This window comes from Krasilnikovia cinnamomea, from assembly GCF_004217545.1.
In the GTDB taxonomy this organism is placed as follows: Bacteria; Actinomycetota; Actinomycetes; order Mycobacteriales; family Micromonosporaceae; genus Actinoplanes; species Actinoplanes cinnamomeus.
This window is the reverse complement of the sequence record NZ_SHKY01000001.1, coordinates 1122535-1140841: the sequence shown is the minus strand read 5'-3', so window position 1 is coordinate 1140841 and position 18307 is coordinate 1122535. Positions and strand designations below refer to the sequence as shown.

The following is an 18307-nucleotide window of genomic DNA, read 5'->3' as shown; positions in this document are numbered from 1 at the left end:
GCATGGGCCGTAGATGATCGAGTTCACCGGTGTAGGGTCGCCGACCCCGTGCTGGTGAACCGACCCGGCGGCACGGACGTGTCACTAAGTGCTGTCGCTGCTCCGCCAAGTATCGAAGGAATCCCGGTGTCGCTTCTCACCCGCTTGCGTCCGCCGCCGCCCGCCCGCACGGACAACCCCGACGCCGGGGCCGTGCCGCGGCGCACCTGGCGGATCGTGCTGCGCCGTACGCTGACGGTCCTGTCCGCCGCCCTGATCGTCGCGGCCCTGCTGCTGCCGAACCAGCTCGGCCAGCTCACCCCGGCCGCCTTCCTGCGGGTGCCGGTGGAGGCGCTGATCGCGGTCGCGGTCCTGCTGGTGCTGCCGGGCCGCGTACGCGGCGTGGTGGCGCTGCTCGGTGGCACCATGCTCGGCCTGCTGACCCTGGTCAAGGCGCTCGACCTGGGCTTCTGGTCGTTCCTGAACCGGCAGTTCGACCTGGTGGCCGACTGGGGCCTGCTGGACGACGGCCTCGGGGTGGTGGAGGACTCGATCGGCCGCGCCGGGGCGCGCGCCGCGGCGGCCGGGGTGGTGGTGCTCGCGCTGGCCGTGGTGGTGCTGCTGGCGCTGGCCGCGCTGCGGCTGTCCCGGGTCGCCGGGCGGCACCGCACCGCCGCCACCCGCACCGGGATCGGGCTCACCGCCGCCTGGGTGGTCTGCGCGACACTCGGCGTCCAGGTGGTGCCCGGGCTGCCGGTCGCCTCGCGCAGTGAGGCGGACTTCGTCCGCGATCGGGCCCTGCTGGTCCGTCAGGGCGTGCACGACCAGCGGGCGTTCGAGCGCGCCGTCGAGGTGGACGGCTTCGGCGACATCCCGGGCAGCCAGCTGCTCACCCACCTGGCCGGCAAGGACGTAGTGGTGTCCTTCATCGAGAGCTATGGCCGGTCCGCGATCGACGACCCGGCGCTGGCGCAGTACGTCGACCCGGCGCTGGCCGACGGCACCAGGCAGCTCACCGCGGCCGGGTTCGCCACCCGCAGCGCGTGGCTGACCTCGCCCACGTTCGGCGGGTACAGCTGGCTGGCCCACTCGACGCTGCAGTCCGGGCTGTCCATCGACAATCAGCAGCGCTACCGCAGCCTCGTCTCCACCGACCGGCTCACCCTGACCGGGGCGTTCAAGCGGGCGGGCTGGGACACCGTCGGCTTCGAGCCGAACAACACGTACGCGTGGCCCGAGGGCGACTTCTACGGCTACCAGCGGGTCTGGGACGCGCGGAACCTGGGCTACCGGGGACCGCAGTTCAGCTGGTCGCGGATGCCGGACCAGTACACCCTCGCGGCGATGCAGCGCAACGAGTTCGGCCGGGCCGGGCGTGGTCCCCTGTTCGCGGAGGTAACGCTGAGCTCCAGCCACACCCCGTGGGCGCCACTGCCGCAGATGATCGACTGGGACGCGGTGGGTGACGGCTCGGTCTTCGGCGCTCAGGCCGCTGCGGGACAGTCCGCGGACCAGGTGTGGAAGGACCCGAAGCGGGTGCGCACCGAGTACGCGAAGTCCGTCGCCTACTCCGTCTCGGCGCTGACCTCCTGGGCGCAGAAGTACGGCGACGACAACCTCGTGCTGGTCTTCCTCGGCGACCACCAGCCCGCCCCGATCGTCACCGGTGAGGGCGCCAGCCACGACGTGCCGGTCACGATCGTGGCCAAGGACCCCAAGGTGCTGGACCGGATCGCGGGTTGGGGCTGGCAGGACGGGCTGAAGCCCGGGGCGCAGGCTCCGGTGTGGCCGATGGAGGCGTTCCGGGACCGCTTCCTGACCACCTTCGGCCCGCAGGGGGACCCGCACTGAGGTGCTCCCGCGCGCCGCGCCGGTCCCGTACGGCGCGCGGGGTGTTGAGCGCGATATCGTGATCGCCCATCACATCTGCGGAATCGGGGCGCATGGCATCGAAGAGGTCCGGTGCCGAGCCGGGCAGAGGCCGCAAGCCGACCTCGGGTGACGTGGCCGCGGCGGCCGGGGTCTCCCGCTCGGCGGTGTCGTTCGCTTTCAACAACCCGCAGCGCATCTCGGCCGCGACGCGGGACCGGATCATGGCGGTCGCCCAGGAGATCGGGTACACGCCGAACACCCTCGCGCGGATGCTGCAGTCCGGGGCCACCCAGTCGCTGGGGGTGCTGCTGCCGCAGCGGCTGGCCCGGATCCTGGAGAACCCGTACTACGCGCGTTTCCTCATGGGTGCCGGGCAGGTGTGCGACCAGGAGGGCTACACCCTGCTGCTGACCCCGCCGCTGCAGGATTCGGTGCTCAAGGCGATTCCGTACGCGGCGGTGGACGGCTTCATCGTCTGCGGGCTGGAGACCGACCGGGGCGAGGTCGCCGAGTTGCAGCGGCGCAACATCCCGTTCGTGCTGATCGACAGCGACGGGCAGTCCGGGGCGCCCAGCGTGGACGTGGACGACCAGGGCGGCGCCCGCGACGTCACCCGGCATCTGCTGGAGCTGGGGCATCGCCGCATCGCGGTGGTGTCCATCGGTGCCGGCGGCCCGGAGCCGGGCGAGCACTGGGGGCCGCTGGCCCGCCGCCTGGACGGCATCGCGGAGGCGCTGGCCGAGGTGGGCATGACGTGGGCGGACGTGCCCATGGCCGAGGTGCCGGTGACCCGTACGGACGGGTATCAGGTGACCCGGGCGCTGATGGCGCAGCACCGGCCGACCGCGATCCTGGCGCTGTCGGACGTGCTGGCGTACGGGGCCGTGGACGCGCTGCACGAGCTCGGCGTCGACGTGCCCGGTGAGGTCTCCGTGACCGGTTTCGACGATCTCGCGGAGTCTGCATGGTTCCGCCCCCGGTTGACCACGGTGCGCCAGCCGATCGTGACCAAGGGCCGGACGGCCGCCGACTTCCTGATCTCCGCGATCCGGGGTGAGGACCAGCACCCACACCAGGTGCTCGGCACGTCACTGGTGGTACGCGACTCGACCGCTCCACCCGTCGCCAGGGCGTAATTCCCGCCCTGGGGCCTTCCGTCGTGACTAACTCGTGAAGTAAAACGTGTTAGTCACTGTGCTAACGTGGCCCGTCTCACGCACCCGAACCCGTCCCTCGGGCGCCTGACCTCGCAGTGAGGACCCATGACCGATCAACTGACCGTCGCCACCGCGGACGAGAACGCCGCCGGTGCGGCCGGCCCCGCGCCCTGGTGGCGCGACGCCGTCATCTACCAGATCTACCCGCGCAGCTTCGCCGACTCCGACGGCGACGGCATCGGCGACCTGCCCGGCATCCGCAGCCGCCTGCCGTACCTGCAGGAGCTGGGCATCGACGCGGTGTGGCTCTCGCCGTTCTACGCCTCGCCGCAGGCCGACGCGGGCTACGACGTGTCCGACTACCGGACCGTCGACCCGATGTTCGGCACCCTCGACGACGCCCGGGAGTTGATCACGGACGCGCACGCCCTCGGCATGCGCGTCATCGTCGACCTGGTGCCGAACCACTCCTCCGACCAGCACGAGTGGTTCCAGCGCGCCATCGCCGAGGGCCCCGGCTCGCCCGCCCGCGACCGCTACCACTTTCGCCCGGGCAAGGGCACGGACGGCGAGCAGCCGCCCAACGACTGGCAGTCGCTGTTCGGCGGCCCGGCCTGGACCCGCACCACCAACCCGGACGGCACCCCCGGCGACTGGTACCTGCACCTGTTCGCCCCCGAGCAGCCCGACTTCAACTGGGAGCACCCGGCGGTCGCCGACGAGTTCCGTACCATCCTGCGGTTCTGGCTCGACCTGGGCGTGGACGGCTTCCGCATCGACGTGGCGCACGGCCTGGTCAAGGCCGAGGGCCTGCCGGACGCGGGCGACGCCAGCGAGCTGCACCTGCTCGACGTCGCCGCCAGCCCCTGCTTCGACCAGGACGGCGTGCACGAGATCTACCGCAGCTGGCGGCAGATCCTCGACGAGTACCCCGGCGAGCGCATCGCGGTGGCCGAGGCCTGGGCGCCCAGCCTGGAGCGGCTGTCGAAGTACGTGCGCCCCGACGAACTGCACCAGTCGTTCAACTTCAGCTACCTCGGTGCGGCCTGGACCGTCGAGGCGCAGCGAAAGATCATCGACGAGTCCCTGGCGGCCATGCGCTCGGTCGGCGCCCCGGCCACCTGGACCCTGTCCAACCACGACGTCGTGCGGCACACCACCCGGCTCATGAACTCGATCTCCGGCGACGCCGCGGGCCGCCGCCCCACCGCCGCGGACCCGGTCGCCGGGCTGCGCCGGGGTCGGGCCGCCACCCTGCTGATGCTGGCCCTGCCCGGCTCCGCGTACCTGTACCAGGGCGAGGAACTGGGCCTGCCCGAGGTCATCGACCTGCCGCCGGAGGTGCGCCAGGACCCGGCGTTCCACCGCGCCACCGGCCAGGACGGCTTCCGCGACGGGTGCCGGGTGCCGCTGCCCTGGTCCGGCGACGCGGCACCGTACGGCTTCGGGCCCGAGGGCGGCCCGAGCTGGCTGCCGCAGCCGGACAGCTGGGCGCGGCTCAGCGTCGCCGCGCAGGACGGGGTGCCCGAGTCCACGCTGGAGATGTACCGGTCCGCGCTGCTCATGCGCCGCGCCCACCCGGCCCTGGGCGCGCCGGACAACCTCACCTGGTGCGAGGCGCCGGAGGGCCTGCTCGTCTTCGAGCGCTCCGCGCCCGACGGTCCCGCCTTCCGCTGCACGGTCAACCTGACCGACGCGCCGATCGTCATCGCCAAGCCGGGCCAGGCCCTGGTGGCCAGCGGCCCGGTCGACGACGAGGCGGCGCAGGTGCTCATCCCCGCGGACACCACGGTCTGGTGGTCCGTGGCCTGACCGCGGGAACCCGCCCGTCCACGGACGGGCCGGCTGCGCCGCGCGCCCCGCTTCCCCGCTGGGGCGCCGGCGCAGTCCGGGTGCGCCTACGTCCTCGCCTCCCCGGTGGACGTCGGCGCGCCCGGGCCGGCCGGGTCAGGGCGATTGGAATCCGGCGTCCGCCAGCATCTGCTGGGCCTGGGCGCCCAGCACGTACGTCACGAAGGCGGCGGCACCGACCGGGTTGGCGGCGTCCTTGAGCGCCGCGATCTGGTACAGGTTGACCGCCTGGACCGACTCGGGGAACTCCACGCCCTCGACGCCGGAACCGGCGGCCCGGGCGTCCGTACGGTAGACGAGCGCCGCGTCCGCCTCGCCGCGCTGGACCTTCGCCAGCGCCGCCTTCACGTCCGGCTGCCGGGCGGCCGGCGTGAGCTCCACCCCCGCCGCGCCGAGCACCCTGGCCGTGGCCGTCCCGCACGGCACCTGGGCCGCGCACAGCGCGACCCGCACCCCGGGCCGCGCCAGGTCGGCCAGTGAGTTCAGCCCCTTCGGATTGCCCTTGGGTACGGCGATGACGAGCTGGTTGCGCGCGAACGTGTCCGGGGTGTCCGCGGTGTCCCCCGCGTCCGTGACCGTGCGCATCGTGGCGGCACTGGCGGCGGCGAAGACGTCCGCGGGTGTTCCGGAGACGATCCGCTGGGCGAGGTCGTCGCTGCCGCCGTACGACAACGTCACCTTCGTGTGCGGATGCGCCGTCTCGAACGCGGCCCCGATCCGGTCGAACGCCCCCTTCAACGACGCCGCCGCCAGCACGGTCACCGTGCCGGACACCGGGTCGACGCTGGAGGTGGTCGAGCGCATGCCGGAGTCGCACGCCGCCGCCGAACCCGGCACGACGATGCCGAGCATCGTGGCCACCATCGCGGCGCTCAGCCGCAGCCTCGGGCGTGACCCGCGCGGGCTCGGAGCGCCGGATGCCGCGCCCTGACGGCGTACTCCCCATCGCCGTCTCCGCCTCAACGCCCGTCCTTCCGCCGCACCACAACGGTGATCGTCCCGATCACCGGGGGTCTAACCCGCCGTGTGGCCGAGGTCAGCCGCCATGGGGGCGCCATCCGGGATCGCCCGGCTGGCCGCAGCAACAAGCACACCTACGGGGAAGAATAGGGCATCCGTCAGATATCGGTGGGCCTTACGAACGGACGAGCCGCCGCGGCGCGAGGCGCGCCGCGGCGGCATGCGGAGCACAGGCTCAGCCCGGATATCCGGCTCAGAACGGGGTCAGGGTGATGGTCGCCGTGCGCGGGTCACCGTCGTGCACCAGCGACTCCTGGTTCTGTACGTCGTCGAAGGCGAACGCGTACGCCTTGCCGTCGACCATGTTCTGGTGGATCACCTTGGCGTAGGTGTTGGGGTCCTCGCCGCGGTAGAAGTCGGCCGCGCCGCCGCTCGGCTGGTTGTCGAGCGTGCCCAACGTGCCCCGCGTCAGCGCCGCGCACAGCGTCCGGGCGATCGGGCCGACGACCTGGTCGTTCGGGGCACCCAGCGCGCCGTCGCAGCCCCACACGTTCGCGGTGCTGGGCTTCGGGAAGGACGCCACCGTCTTGCCCGAGCCGTCGGTGAAGTTCAGCACGTCGCCCGAGGTGCGGCCGAAGAACTTCGTGTCCGGCCGGTCGCTGAACGGCGCCACGGTCAGGGTTCGGCTCGCGTACGCCTTCCACGCCTCGTCGATGGACTCGTTGAGGTAGGTCGGGTCCATCAGGCCCGCGTCGGCGGCCTTGCCCGGCGCCAGCACCCGCAGCACCGTGCCGTCGGAACCCTTGACGACGCTCTTGGCGAAGTCCGAGTCGGCCTTGACCGCGTCGATGACCTTGTCACGGCCGTCGGCCTTGAGCTCACCGGTCTTGGTCACCACGCCGTTGCCGCCCTGGACGCTGACGATGTGCGGCACCGCGAACATGTCGACCTGCGAGCTGTTCAGGAACAGCCCGCCGTTGTCCAGAGTGAACTCGCTCCAGTCGAACAGGATGTTGCGGTTCGGGTCGCCGCCGGCCCACGGCGCGGGCTGCACCAGCCCGCCCGAGGTGAGCCGGAAGTCCAGCTTCTTGGCGAACGAGAAGTACACCCGGCCGGACAGTCCCTTCGGGACCTTGATGGTGGTGCTGGCGCCGTCCTTCGGCCCGGGGATCGACACGTCCGGCGCCGGTACGGGCTCCGCGCCCGCCCCCGGCCACGCCGTGAACGTGCCACCGGCGTCGACGTAGCCGAGCTTGCCGCTCTTGAGGTCGGTGCCCAGGACGTACAGGAACGTGTCGTCGCCGCGTCCGGTCCTGTTGCTGACCTTCAGCGGCAGCCGGTCCGCGGCCGGGGGCGGCGGGGCCGTTTCGCCGCTGGTCGGCGCGGTGGCCGGGGGTTCCGTGGGCGGCGTGGTCGCCGGGGCGGTGGGTGGCACCGTCGCCTTGGTCGTCACCGGGGTGGCGGGCGCGGAGGTCGCCGCCGACGTGGCGGGCGCGCCGCCGCTGCCACCGCAGGGCAGGCCGTTGAGCCGGCAGTTGGTGGGCAGCGGGCCGGAGCCGATGAAGCCGAAGGAGACCTTGTCGCCGACCTTGACGCCGCCGTTCCACGGACGGCTGCTGAACGTACGGTGGCTGCCCGTGGCCTTCATGTCGGCCTCCCAGAAGCTGCCGACCGTGCTGTCCTCGGGCAGGTCGAACTCGACCGTCCACGATGTCATCGCGGACGCGCCGGTGTTCGAGACGGTCACATCGGCCTGCCAGCCCGTGCCCCAGTCGGCGACCGTACGCAGCGTGGCGGTGGGGGCGGCGGCGGAGGCCGGCAGCGCGATCCAGGCGGTGCCGGCCGCGGCAACTGCGGCGGCGACGGACAGAATCAGTGTTCGCTTGCGGCGCATCGCGGGTGAGCCTCCGAAGAAGTGGGAAACAGTTCCCGCCGATTATGTGGACTCCGGAGCGCTTCACGGTTCTTTCTGTCGATCAATAAAGTTCTTTTAACCGCGATCGTCACGTACGGTCGCGTGTCGATGGCGGTCAGCGCGATCGGTGCGCGATAACACTTTTTCGAGCCCTATTCTTCCGTCGGCGCATTCGAATGAGCGTCGAATTCCGTCACCACGGCGTCACCGTGACCCGACGGATGCTCGCCGTTGTCGGTCCCGCGTGCGAGGCTGAAGGCCGGTGCGCGCGGAGGGGGCTGCGATGGGCATGATCGAGGTCGTCGGGTTGGTGTTGCATCCGCGGCGGGACTGCGGTGCGGCGATCGACGCGATCGTGGACTGGGCCGCCAGCCGCGACGTGACCGTGCTGGGGCTGCCCGACGAGATCACCCGGATCGACTGCAAGGCCGTGCCGGTCTCCGCCGACGAGCTCGTCGAGCGGGCCGGTCTGCTGGTCAGCCTCGGCGGCGACGGCACGATGCTGCGTACGATGCGGCTGGTCGAGGGGCGCAAGACCCCGGTCCTCGGGGTCAACGTGGGGCGGCTCGGCTTCCTCGCCGAGGTCGATCTGCCCGACCTGCCCTCGGCCCTGTCCGCCATCGACGAGCACAGTTACACGGTCGAGCCGCGCGCCGCCGTGCGCACCGTGCTGCCCGACGGCACCGAGGTGTCCGCGTTCAACGACATCGCCCTGGTGCGGGTGCCCGGCAGCGGGCTCGCCGGGATCGGGATCACGGTCGAGGGCAGCACCTTCGTCAACTACGCGGCGGACGCGGTCATCGTGGCCACGCCCACCGGCTCCACCGCGTACAGTTTCTCGGCCGGTGGCCCGATCGTGTCGCCCAATGTGGAGGGCCTGCTGGTCAGCGCCGCCGCCGCGCATTCCTCGTTCAACCGTTCGCTCATGTTGGCCGCGGGCGAGCACCTGGCGCTCGACGTGCTGCCCACCAGCGGCCGGGTCGCGATCGAGGTGGACGGAATCGTCGCCGGGCACGCCACCGGCGGCGACCGGCTGACCATCACGCAGGTGCCCGGCGCCGCCCAGGTCATCCGGTTCGGCCGCACCTCCTTCTACGAGCGGGCCCGCCGCAAGCTGCGGGTCGAGGGCAGCGCCCAGGTCGCGCCGGGCGGCGCCGCCGACGCCACCGTCGTGGACAGCTTCGAACACTCCCGGTACGAGATCCTGCTCGGCGGCGAGGTCGCCGGGGTGCTGACCTACCGGCGCGGCGACGGCCGCGTCGAGCTGCTGCACACCGAGGTCGACCAGGCGTACGAGGGGCGCGGGCTGGCCGGGCGGCTGGCCGCGGCCGCCCTGACCGACGCCCGGGCCCGCGCCACCACCGTCATCCCCACCTGCCCCTTCGTCGCGGGATACCTGCAACGGCACCCCGAGTTCCGCGACGTGCTCGATCCCGGGGCGGCTCCCCGATGATCGTGGCCCGCTTCCCACCCCGATAGGACGGACCGGCCCATGGGACAGCCCGCCATCCTCACGGTCGACGACGACCCGTCGGTCTCCCGTGCCATCGCCCGCGACCTGCGGCGCCGGTACGGCGAGCAGTACCGCATCCTGCGCGCCTCCTCCGCCGCCGACGCGCTCGACGCGCTCAAGGACCTCAAGCTGCGCGGCGGCCGGGTGGCCGTGATCCTGGCCGACTACCGGATGCCGCAGACCAACGGCATCGAGTTCCTCGAACACGCCATGGACCTGTTCCCGAACGCGCGCCGGGCGCTGCTCACCGCGTACGCCGACACCGACGCGGCGATCCAGGCGATCAACGTGGTGGACGTCGACCACTACCTGCTCAAGCCGTGGGACCCACCGGAGGAGAAGCTGTACCCGGTGATCGACTCGCTGCTGGAGGCCTGGCTGGCCACGGGCGACCGGGAGGTGGCCGACATCCGGGTGGTCGGGCACCGGTGGAGCGCGCCGTCGTACCAGATCCGGGACTTCCTCGCCCGCAACCTCGTGCCGTACCGGTGGCTCGGGGCGGACGAGCCGGAGGGCCGCCGCCTGCTGGAGGCGGCCGGGGTCGGCCCCGAGGCCATCCCGCTGGTCGTCACGGCCGACGGCCGGGCCCTGTCCCGGCCCGGCACCGCCGAGGTCGCGGAGGTCGCCGGGCTGTCCACCGCCCCGAACCGCGACTTCTACGACCTGATCATCGTGGGCGGCGGCCCCGCCGGGCTCGGCGCCGCGGTGTACGGCGCCTCCGAGGGCCTCAAGACCCTGCTGGTGGAGCGGCGGGCGGTCGGCGGCCAGGCCGGGCAGAGTTCCCGGATCGAGAACTACCTCGGCTTCCCCGACGGCATCTCGGGTGCCCAGCTCACCGACCGGGCCCGGCGGCAGGCGGGCAAGTTCGCGGCCGAGGTGCTCAACACCCGCGAGGTGGTGGGGCTGCGCGCGGACGGCTCGGCGCGCACCCTCACGTTCGCGGACGGTGGCGAGGTGTCCGCGCACGCGATCGTGCTGGCGACCGGGGTGGCCTACCGCCCGCTGGTGGCCGACGGCGTCGCCGAGCTCACCGGCGCCGGGGTGTACTACGGCTCGGCGGCCACCGAGGGCCCGTCCTGCTCCGGCTCCGACGTGTACATCGTCGGCGGGGCCAACTCGGCCGGGCAGGCCGCCCTGTTCTTCGCCCGGTACGCCCGCACGGTCACCCTGCTGGTGCGCGGCGACTCGCTGGAGTCCTCGATGTCGTACTACCTGATCCAGCAGCTCGACCGGATCGACAACATCACCGTGCGGACCCGCTGCGAGGTGGTCGGCGCCGAGGGCGGGGACCACCTGCGGGCGATCACCATCTGCGACGGCAAGACCAGCCAGCGGAGCACGGTCGAATGCGGCTCGCTGTTCATCTTCATCGGCGCCGAGCCGCGTACCGACTGGCTCGGCGACGTCGTGGCCCGCGACGAGCGCGGCTTCGTCTACACCGGGCCGGATCTGCTGTCGAACGGGCGGCGCCCGCCGGGATGGGATCGCGACCGCGACCCGTTCTACCTGGAGTGCAGCGTGCCCGGCATCTTCGCCGCGGGCGACGTGCGGGCCAACTCGGTCAAGCGGGTGGCCTCCGCGGTCGGCGAGGGCGCGATGGCCGTCACGCTGGTCCACCGGTACCTGGAGGCGCGATAACCATGACCGAACCGGAGGCGGTGCGGCTCGTACCCTGCGAGCCCGGGCGGCTGACGAACGACGAGCTGCGGAGCCTGTTCCTGTTCGAGAAGCTGTCGGACGACCAGCTCACCTGGATCGGGGAGCACGGCTGCACCATGCGCGTCCCGGCGGGCGGGCTCGTGCTGCGCGAGGGCGACCCGGCCGACCAGTTCTTCATGCTGCTCAGCGGCACGATCTCGCTGACCCGCCGGGTCGGCGACGACGACGTGCAGACCGTCCGCACCGAGCAGCGCGGGGTGTACATGGGTGCCACCCAGGCGTACCTGCGCGATGACGGTGTCCCCCGCACCTACCAGGCGTCGATGCGCGCGCTCGACGACGCCGAGTTCTTCGTCATGCCCGCGGCGGACTTCGGCCACATGATGCGCGACTGGTTCCCCATGGCGATCCACCTGCTGGAGGGCCTGGCGCTGGGCATGCGGGAACGCCAGGCCGTGGTCAGCGAACGGCAGCGGCTGGCCGCCCTCGGCGCCCTGTCGGCCGGGCTCATGCACGAGCTGAACAACCCCGCCGCCGCCGCGTCGCGGGCCACCAGCGCGCTGCGCCAGCGGGTCGCCGGGATGCGCCACAAGCTCGGCATGCTGGCCGCCGGCAAGGTCGCCCCCGCCCAGCTCAACGCGCTGGTCGAACTGCAGGAGGAGGTCATCGAACGGGCCGCCAAGGCGCCCGAGCTGACCGCGATGCAGGCCGCCGACCGCGAGGACGAGCTGGGCGACTGGATGGACGAACGCCAGATCACCGGCGCCTGGGATCTCGCACCGGTCTTCGCACAGGGCGGGATCGACCTCGACTGCCTCACCGCGATCGAGCGCAAGGTCGACCCGGGCCTGCTCGATCAGGCCGTGCACTGGATCGGGTACGCGATGGAGACCGAGCAGCTGATGAGCGACATCGAGGACGCCACCGGCCGGGTGTCCTCGCTGGTCTCCGCCGCCAAGCAGTACTCGCAGATGGACCGCGCCGCACACCAGTGGATCGACGTGCACGCCGGGATCGACAGCACCCTGGTGATGCTCAACCACAAGATCGGCGACGGGATCACGGTCGTCAAGCACTACGACCGCGCGCTGCCGCAGGTCCCGGCGCACCCCGCCGAGCTCAACCAGGTGTGGACGAACCTCATCGACAACGCCGTCCAGGCGATGAACGGCGCCGGAACCCTCACCATCTCGACGTACGCCGACGACGACCACGTCGTGGTGTCCGTGGGCGACACCGGCCCGGGCGTCCCGGAGAATCTGCGCAAGCGCGTGTTCGAGCCGTTCTTCACCACCAAACCCGTGGGGCAGGGGACCGGGCTCGGCCTCGACATCTCGTACCGGATCGTGGTGAACGGCCACGGCGGCGACATCCGGCTGGAGTCGCAGCCGGGCGACACCCGCTTCCTGGTACGGCTACCGGTGACCGAACCCCCGTCCGCGTAAGTCAGAGCAGGCCGCGGACGTACGCGGCCTGGCCGGCGTGCTGGGCGTCGTCGTCGATCACGCTGACCAGGCGGACACCCAGGGTGACCGGCGGATCCCAGCGCTCGTCGACGACCCGGTCCAGGTCGTCCGGGGCCAGCCCGGCGACATAGTCGCGGGTCCGCTCGTGCACCGCGGTGTAGTACTCGACCAGCGCCTGCCAGCTGTCCGGCCGCACCGCGGCCACCTCCGCCGCCGTGTGCCCGTACCCGGAATCGTCGGGGTCCGGCTTGCGCCCGAACCGGGCCGCCCAGTCGCCGGTCAGGTAGATCTGCTCCGCGCCGAGCAGCTCCGCCACGTGGCCGTCCTGCACCCGGGTCAGGTGCCACACCAGCCAGCCGATCGAGTTGGCGCCCGCGGCCGGGGCCCAGTGCAACTGCTCCGGGGTCAGGCCCTCGACGGCACCCCGCACCAGGTCGGGCAGCCGGCCCAGCGCCTCGTTCAGTACCTCGCTCACGTTCACCGTGCACGCTCCTTCGGGTGAGTACCCTCCGGATTGTCCCCCCGCGTCAACGTTTCCCGACGCCCGAACCACCCCCGGTCGGCCAGCACCTCACGCATCGGCCGCACGACGAGTCCCTGCTCGTCGGCCAGCCGCTGGCGGGCCAGCCGCCGGGTCCGCAGAATCCCGACCACCCCCAGGCCACCGATCAGGTACTGCACCGACATGGCGAGCTTGAAGTCGTCGATGCCGTACCCCGCCCGGCCGCCCGTGCGGGCATCCAGGACCAGGCCGACCAGCAGGATCGTGACCAGCGACGCCACGAACCCGCCCACGTTGACGATGCCGGTCGCGGTGCCCAGCCGGTTCGGCGGATTGAACGTACGGGCGAACTCGAAGCCGATCATCGAGCCGGGCCCGCCCAGCCCCAGCGCCAGCACCAGCAGCACGAGCAGCGGCAGCGGTGCCCGGCCCGGCCAGGCCAGCACGAGCGCCCAGGCGAGCGCGTTCGCGCCGATCACGCCGAGCACCAGCCAGGAGCGGCGCATCGGATGCCGCTGCACCAGCACCCCGATCACCGGCCCGGCCGCCATGCCGGTCAGCACGAACACGGTGAGCAGCGCGCTGGCCTGGCTCCGGGACAACCCCTCGCCCGCCACGAGGAACGGGTAGCCCCACATGAGCGCGAACACCGTACCGGTGAACTGGGTGCTGAAATGCGTCCACAGCCCGAGCCGGGTGCCCGGATGCCGCCACGCGGTCACCAGGTCGGCGCCGAGCTGCCGGGGCGTCATCGCGGCGCCGGAACTGACCCGTCGCTGCGGCGAGTCGTGCAACGCCGCCAGCGCCACCAGCCCCACGAACACCCCGGCACCGGCCGCCGCCCCGAACGCCGTGGACCAGCCCCGCCCCGCCAGCAGCGCCGCCAGCGGTACGGCGCTGAGCACCTGCCCGGCCTGCCCCATCAGCCCCGTCAACTGGGTCAGCACCGGCACCCGGCGGGTGGGAAACCACTGCGGCACCAGGCGCAGCACGCTGATGAAGGTCATGGCGTCGCCCGCGCCGACCAGCACCCGGGCGACCACCGCGCCGGTCATGTCGTGGGTGACCGCCATCAGCGCCTGCCCGGCCGCCATGAGCAGCGCCCCGCTCACCACGAGCCGCAGCGACCCAAACCGGTCCAGCAGTACACCCACGGGCACCTGCAGTGCCGCGTACACGAGCAGTTGGAGAACGGCGAACGAGGCGAGGGCGCCGGCCCCGGCCTGGAACCGGGCCTGCGCGTCGAGTCCGGCCACGCCCAGCGACGTCCGGTGCAGCACGGCCACGACGTACGCGGACAGGCCGACACCCCACACCGCCCAGGCCCGGGCCTCGGGTCGCAGGGCCATCTCACGCCTTCCCGTCGTGCGGGCACAGTCCGCCCTCAACCCTGCTTTCGATCCACCCCGATCACAGCGAGTTACCTCACAAATCCTCGGTGGTCCGCGTCACGGCCTCCTCGTGGTGGCGCGCTGGTTTCGCGGACCGTGCGCCTGGCTCCGCTCCGTGCCTCTGCCTGGGTTCTCGCTTGTCTTCCTGCCTCGGTACCCGTCCGTGCGTCCGCCCTGGTCTCGTCCTTGCGTCTGCCCTGGTTTCGCCCTTGCGTCCCGCCCTGGTTTGCCCTTGCGTCCGCCCTGGTCTCGCCCTTGCGTCTGCCCTGGTTTGCCCTTGCGTCTGCCCTGGTTTTGCCCTGGTTTTGCCCTTGCGTCCGCCCTGGTTTTGCCCTTGCGTCTGCCCTGGTTGTGGTCCCTTCGCCCGCCCGCCTGGTGGTGGTCGGGTCCTCGTGTTGGCGTAGGTGGGGGATACGTCCTTGATGAGTTCGGGTCAGCTCCTCACCCGAACTCATCAAGATCGCGGCCTGCGTCTGGGTGACCGCTTGGCGTGCGTGGGGCCGCTCCGAAACTTGGTGAGTTCGGGATCGCTCCTATCCAAGAGTCATCAAGATCCGGGCCTGCGGCGGCGCGGATTGCCCCGGTCCTGGCGCTGGCCGACCGGGTCGGTTCCGCGCCTGGAGCCGCCGGTCAGTTCGCCGCCGTGCGCTGTCCACAGTGGCTGCGCGTTCTGCGGCCGAGAGTGGGGGCGCGGTGTTCTGCGGCCGAGAGTGGGGGCGCGTTGTCCACAGGCGTCGCCCGCGCCGGCGTCGAAGGTGGGAAGGTGGCACCGGCGGCGATGACATCGATGCATAACGACTGTTTGGCCGGTGGTTCTCGGTGCGCCGAGGCGGCAGGTCATGAGAGACGTGGATGGTTGCGTGCGAGGTAATGGCGGTGGTGGTGGGCCCCGGCGCGACGCCGATCTTCTGGAGTGGATCGGTTTCGAGCAATGCGGCGTCCTGACGGTCGCACAGGCCGTGGCGGCGGCCGGGCGGGGTGTCGTGCGTGGACATCTGCGGCTCGGACGCTGGCGACGGATCTGTCGCGGCGTACTGCTGACCGAGAACGGTCGGCTCGGCTGGGATCAGCAGCTGTGGGTCGCGGTGCTGGCGGCGGGCCCGGGCGCCCTTCTCGGAGGCGTGACGGCCGCAACCCTCGGCGGCGTCCGTGGCCTGCGGGCCGGGCCAGTGGACGTCCTGATCCCCGCCCACCGCACGGTGACCCGACGGCTGACGGGCCTGCCGCTGGACATGCCCGGCGTACGAGTGCATCGGAGCACGCTGCTGACGCCCGGGACGCGACTCGGCCGACCGCCGCGGACGACGGTGGCCCGCGCGGTGGTGGACGCCGCCTCGTGGGCCCGTACGGATGACGAGGCCCGCGTCGTGCTGGCCGCGGCCTGCCAGCAGCGCCGGGTCCTGCCGTCGCAGCTGCACGAGGTGGTGGCCGCCCACCCCCGGTCGCCACGGCGGGCACTCATCCGTGCCACGATCTCGGATCTCGACGGCGGCGCCCAGGCCCTCTCCGAGCTGGACTTCGTCGCGCTCTGCCGCCGGTACGGGCTGCCGTCACCCGATCTTCAACAGCACCGTACGGACGCGCGGGGCCGTCACCGCTACCTGGACGCGTACTGGCGACAGTGGCGGCTGCACGTGGAGGTCGACGGCGCACACCACATGGACGTGCGGCACTGGGCAGCCGACATGCTGCGCCAGAACGAGGTGTGGATCTCCGGTGACCGGATCCTGCGCTTCCCGTCCTGGCTCCTGCGGGGCCGGCCCGACGAGGTCGCCGCGCAGATTCGGGCCGCCCTGACAGCGGCCGGCTGGCGCGAGCCACCGTCGTGACGATCAGCGCCCATCCCGGAGCAGTCGGCGCCGGGATCAGAAGGGCCGGGGTCAGGAGGTCAGAAGGGCCGGGGTCAGGAGGGTCAGGAGGGGCCGGGGGTCAGGAGGTCAGGAGGGCCGGGGTCAGGAGGGTCAGGAGGGGCCGGGGGTCAGGAGGTCAGGAGGGCCGGGGTCAGGAGGTCAGGACGTGTGCCTGCAGATGCTTTGCCAGCCAGTCGGTGGTCACTCGCAGGTATTCGGCGCGGGCGGCGCGGTGCAGCAGCTCGTGCCCTTCCCCGGGGAACAACAGATAGTGGTGCGGCACCCCGCGCTCGGCCAGGGCGGCGACCACCTGCTCCGACTCGATCACCGGCACGTTGCTGTCGTTCGCGCCGTGCACCACGAGCAGTGGCGCGCGCAGCCGGTCGATCCGGGTAATCGGGGACAGGTCGCGCAGCAGCTCGGCGTCGGCCACCGGGTCGCCGTACTTGGTGACTGCGGCGGCGGCGATCCATGGCTCGGTGTGCGCGTAGAACGTGGCGAAGTTCGACATGCCGCACACGTCGACGCCGACCGCGAACAACTCCGGGTACCTGGTCAGTGCGGCCAGCGTCAGGTAGCCACCGTACGAGCGGCCGGCGCAGCCCACCCGGGCCGGGTCGGCGATTCCGGCCGTGACCAGGTAGTTCACACAGGCGGCCACGTCGGCGATCGCGGCGTACCGCAGCGGGCCGTTGTCGGCGGCGACGAAGCTGCGCCCGAAGCCGGACGAGCCGCGCACGTTCGGTGCGAAGACGGCGACGCCGCGATTCACCAGCGACTGGAACAGCGGGTTGTGTCCGGGCCGTTCCTGCGCCTCGGGGCCGCCGTGCAGCCACAGCACGGCGGGGTGCGGGCCGTCACCTGCGGGCCGCAGCAGCCATCCGGTGATCTCCAGGCCGTCGTGCGACCGCAGAGTGTGCAACACCGGCCGCGCCGTGCCCCGTTGCGCTGGGGATGCGCCGGCTCCGGCCGGATGTGGCGCGTCGGCCTCGGCGGCCCGCAAACGGTCCCGCCCCGACGACCCGCCCGGGCGGGTCACGGAGTCGCCGTCGCCGATCCCGAACAGCTCGAGGGCGCCCGGTTCGACCGCGACGGGCAGCGGCTGCCCCTCGACCGGGCAGGTCCAGACGCCATGCGGCTGCCCCGGACCCTCGGCCGTGAACGCCAGCGTGCGGCCGTCCGCGCTCCACGCCAGGCCGCCGACCACGCTGCCCGGCAGCGGATCCACGACGCGGCGTCCATCGTGGGCGAGGTCGAGCAGCGCGAGTTCCGACTCCCCGCCCCGGACGTTCCACAACACGGCAACGGTACGGCCGTCCACCGTCAGCGCAAACGACTCCACCTCCCCGCGCCCGGCGTCGGCCACCACCTCGACCCCATCGGCCACCTGACCAGGCCGGGCGTCGGCCACCACCCCGGCGGCGTCGGTCACCACCCCGGCGGCGTCGGCCACCACCCCGGCGGCGTCGGCCACATTCCCAGGTCCGGTGCCGGCCGCCACCTCCCCGCCGTAGCTAGGCCACCGGATCAGCACCGGGAACTCTCCCGCGTCGCTGACCGCGTACACGGAATGCCCGTCCGGGCCGAAGCACCCTTGCTGGCCTTGGGTCACGTACCGTTCGAGGCCGCTGTGCAGGTCGCGCACGACAAGCCGGCGCGCCCCGCGCGGGCCGCGCCGCAGCAGCGCCCGGCCGTGGTCCGGGCTGACGTCGAGCAGCGCGATGAGCTCGCCCTCAGCGACGACGTGCCGTTGGCCGGTTCCGGCGTCGACGAGCAACGCCCGGCTCAGGTTCTCGGTGACCGCCAGCAGCGGGCGGCCGGGCAGCCAGCGGATCGCGTCGGCGGTGTCCGCGCCGAAGCCCGCCACCTGGTGCGACGCGGAACCGTCGGGACGCACCAGCCACACCTCGTGCCGGGGCGCCCCGCCGGGACTGACCTGGCAGGCCAGCCAGTCGCCGTCGGTGGACCAGTGCACCGCGGCGACCGGCTCGCCGCCGGTGTCGATGACGAACGCCAGGTCGCTGCCGATCGGCTGCACCCAGACCTGGGGGGTGCCGCCCCGGTCGGATACGTACGCCGCGTGCCGCCCGTCCGGCGACAGGGCCGGCGACCAACAGCCGGCTACCTCAGAGACCGGGGAGGTGATCCCTGCCACGGGCAGCACCGCCCCGTCGAGCTGTCCGGTCACCCAG

13 protein-coding genes are annotated in these 18307 nt (G+C 72.4%); 8 read left to right on the top strand and 5 right to left on the bottom strand.

From position 1 onward, the window contains the following. Positions 1-126 precede the first annotated feature (126 nt). From EV385_RS04980 to EV385_RS04970, 3 genes are all read left to right on the top strand, one after another. The gene (locus tag EV385_RS04980; RefSeq protein ID WP_130508386.1) at positions 127-1830 is read left to right on the top strand and encodes an alkaline phosphatase family protein; all 1704 of its coding nucleotides are present in this window, start codon (positions 127-129) and stop codon (positions 1828-1830) included. 92 nt (positions 1831-1922) lie between these two features. Continuing rightward, a complete protein-coding gene (locus tag EV385_RS04975; RefSeq protein ID WP_130508385.1) occupies positions 1923-2987 on the top strand; it encodes a LacI family DNA-binding transcriptional regulator in 1065 nt (354 codons plus the stop codon). 126 nt (positions 2988-3113) lie between these two features. Then, complete coding sequence (locus EV385_RS04970; protein WP_130508384.1) at positions 3114-4820, top strand: glycoside hydrolase family 13 protein; 1707 nt, start codon at positions 3114-3116, stop codon at positions 4818-4820. A gap of 135 nt (positions 4821-4955) precedes the next feature. Here the strand turns inward: EV385_RS04970 and modA are convergent, their stop codons facing one another. Then, entirely contained in the window at positions 4956-5723 is a 768-nt protein-coding gene (gene modA, locus EV385_RS04965) for a molybdate ABC transporter substrate-binding protein (RefSeq protein WP_130508383.1), read from the bottom strand. Between modA and EV385_RS35605 the strand changes: the two genes are divergently transcribed. Beyond that, the gene (locus EV385_RS35605) at positions 5662-5790 is read left to right on the top strand and encodes a hypothetical protein (RefSeq protein ID WP_278045039.1); all 129 of its coding nucleotides are present in this window, start codon (positions 5662-5664) and stop codon (positions 5788-5790) included. The two genes, modA and EV385_RS35605, sit on opposite strands and share 62 nt — an antisense overlap. A 282-nt stretch (positions 5791-6072) precedes the next feature. Here the strand turns inward: EV385_RS35605 and EV385_RS04960 are convergent, their stop codons facing one another. Beyond that, positions 6073-7713 carry a beta-1,3-glucanase family protein gene (locus tag EV385_RS04960; protein WP_130508382.1) on the bottom strand — a complete coding sequence of 547 codons (1641 nt, stop codon included), beginning with the start codon at positions 7711-7713 and terminating at the stop codon, positions 6073-6075. 304 nt (positions 7714-8017) lie between these two features. On the opposite strand from EV385_RS04960, the gene EV385_RS04955 reads away from it, so the two are divergent. Genes EV385_RS04955 through EV385_RS04945 form a run of 3 tightly spaced genes read left to right on the top strand, consistent with a single transcriptional unit; the run spans position 8018 to position 12351 of the window. After that, positions 8018-9187: an NAD(+)/NADH kinase gene (locus tag EV385_RS04955; RefSeq protein ID WP_130508381.1), complete on the top strand. Its 1170-nt coding sequence runs from the start codon at positions 8018-8020 to the stop codon at positions 9185-9187. 39 nt (positions 9188-9226) lie between these two features. Then, a complete protein-coding gene (locus tag EV385_RS04950) occupies positions 9227-10885 on the top strand; it encodes an NAD(P)/FAD-dependent oxidoreductase (RefSeq protein ID WP_130508380.1) in 1659 nt (552 codons plus the stop codon). 2 nt (positions 10886-10887) lie between these two features. Beyond that, the gene (locus tag EV385_RS04945; RefSeq protein WP_130508379.1) at positions 10888-12351 is read left to right on the top strand and encodes an ATP-binding protein; all 1464 of its coding nucleotides are present in this window, start codon (positions 10888-10890) and stop codon (positions 12349-12351) included. A 1-nt stretch (position 12352) separates the two neighbouring features. Here the strand turns inward: EV385_RS04945 and EV385_RS04940 are convergent, their stop codons facing one another. After that, positions 12353-12853 (bottom strand): mycothiol transferase, encoded by a 501-nt coding sequence (locus EV385_RS04940; RefSeq protein ID WP_130508378.1) that lies wholly within the window; start codon positions 12851-12853, stop codon positions 12353-12355. Further along, the gene (locus EV385_RS04935; protein ID WP_130508377.1) at positions 12850-14223 is read right to left on the bottom strand and encodes an MFS transporter; all 1374 of its coding nucleotides are present in this window, start codon (positions 14221-14223) and stop codon (positions 12850-12852) included. Before EV385_RS04935 ends, EV385_RS04940 begins: the two co-directional genes overlap by 4 nt. Before the next feature lie 902 nt (positions 14224-15125). Here EV385_RS04935 and EV385_RS04930 point away from each other — a divergent pair. Next, positions 15126-16094, top strand: coding sequence for an endonuclease domain-containing protein (locus EV385_RS04930; RefSeq protein ID WP_242624710.1), 969 nt, complete (start codon positions 15126-15128; stop codon positions 16092-16094). Between the two features lie 172 nt (positions 16095-16266). Here EV385_RS04930 and EV385_RS04925 read toward each other — a convergent pair whose 3' ends face one another. After that, entirely contained in the window at positions 16267-18303 is a 2037-nt protein-coding gene (locus tag EV385_RS04925; RefSeq protein ID WP_130508375.1) for an alpha/beta hydrolase family protein, read from the bottom strand. Positions 18304-18307 lie beyond the last annotated feature (4 nt).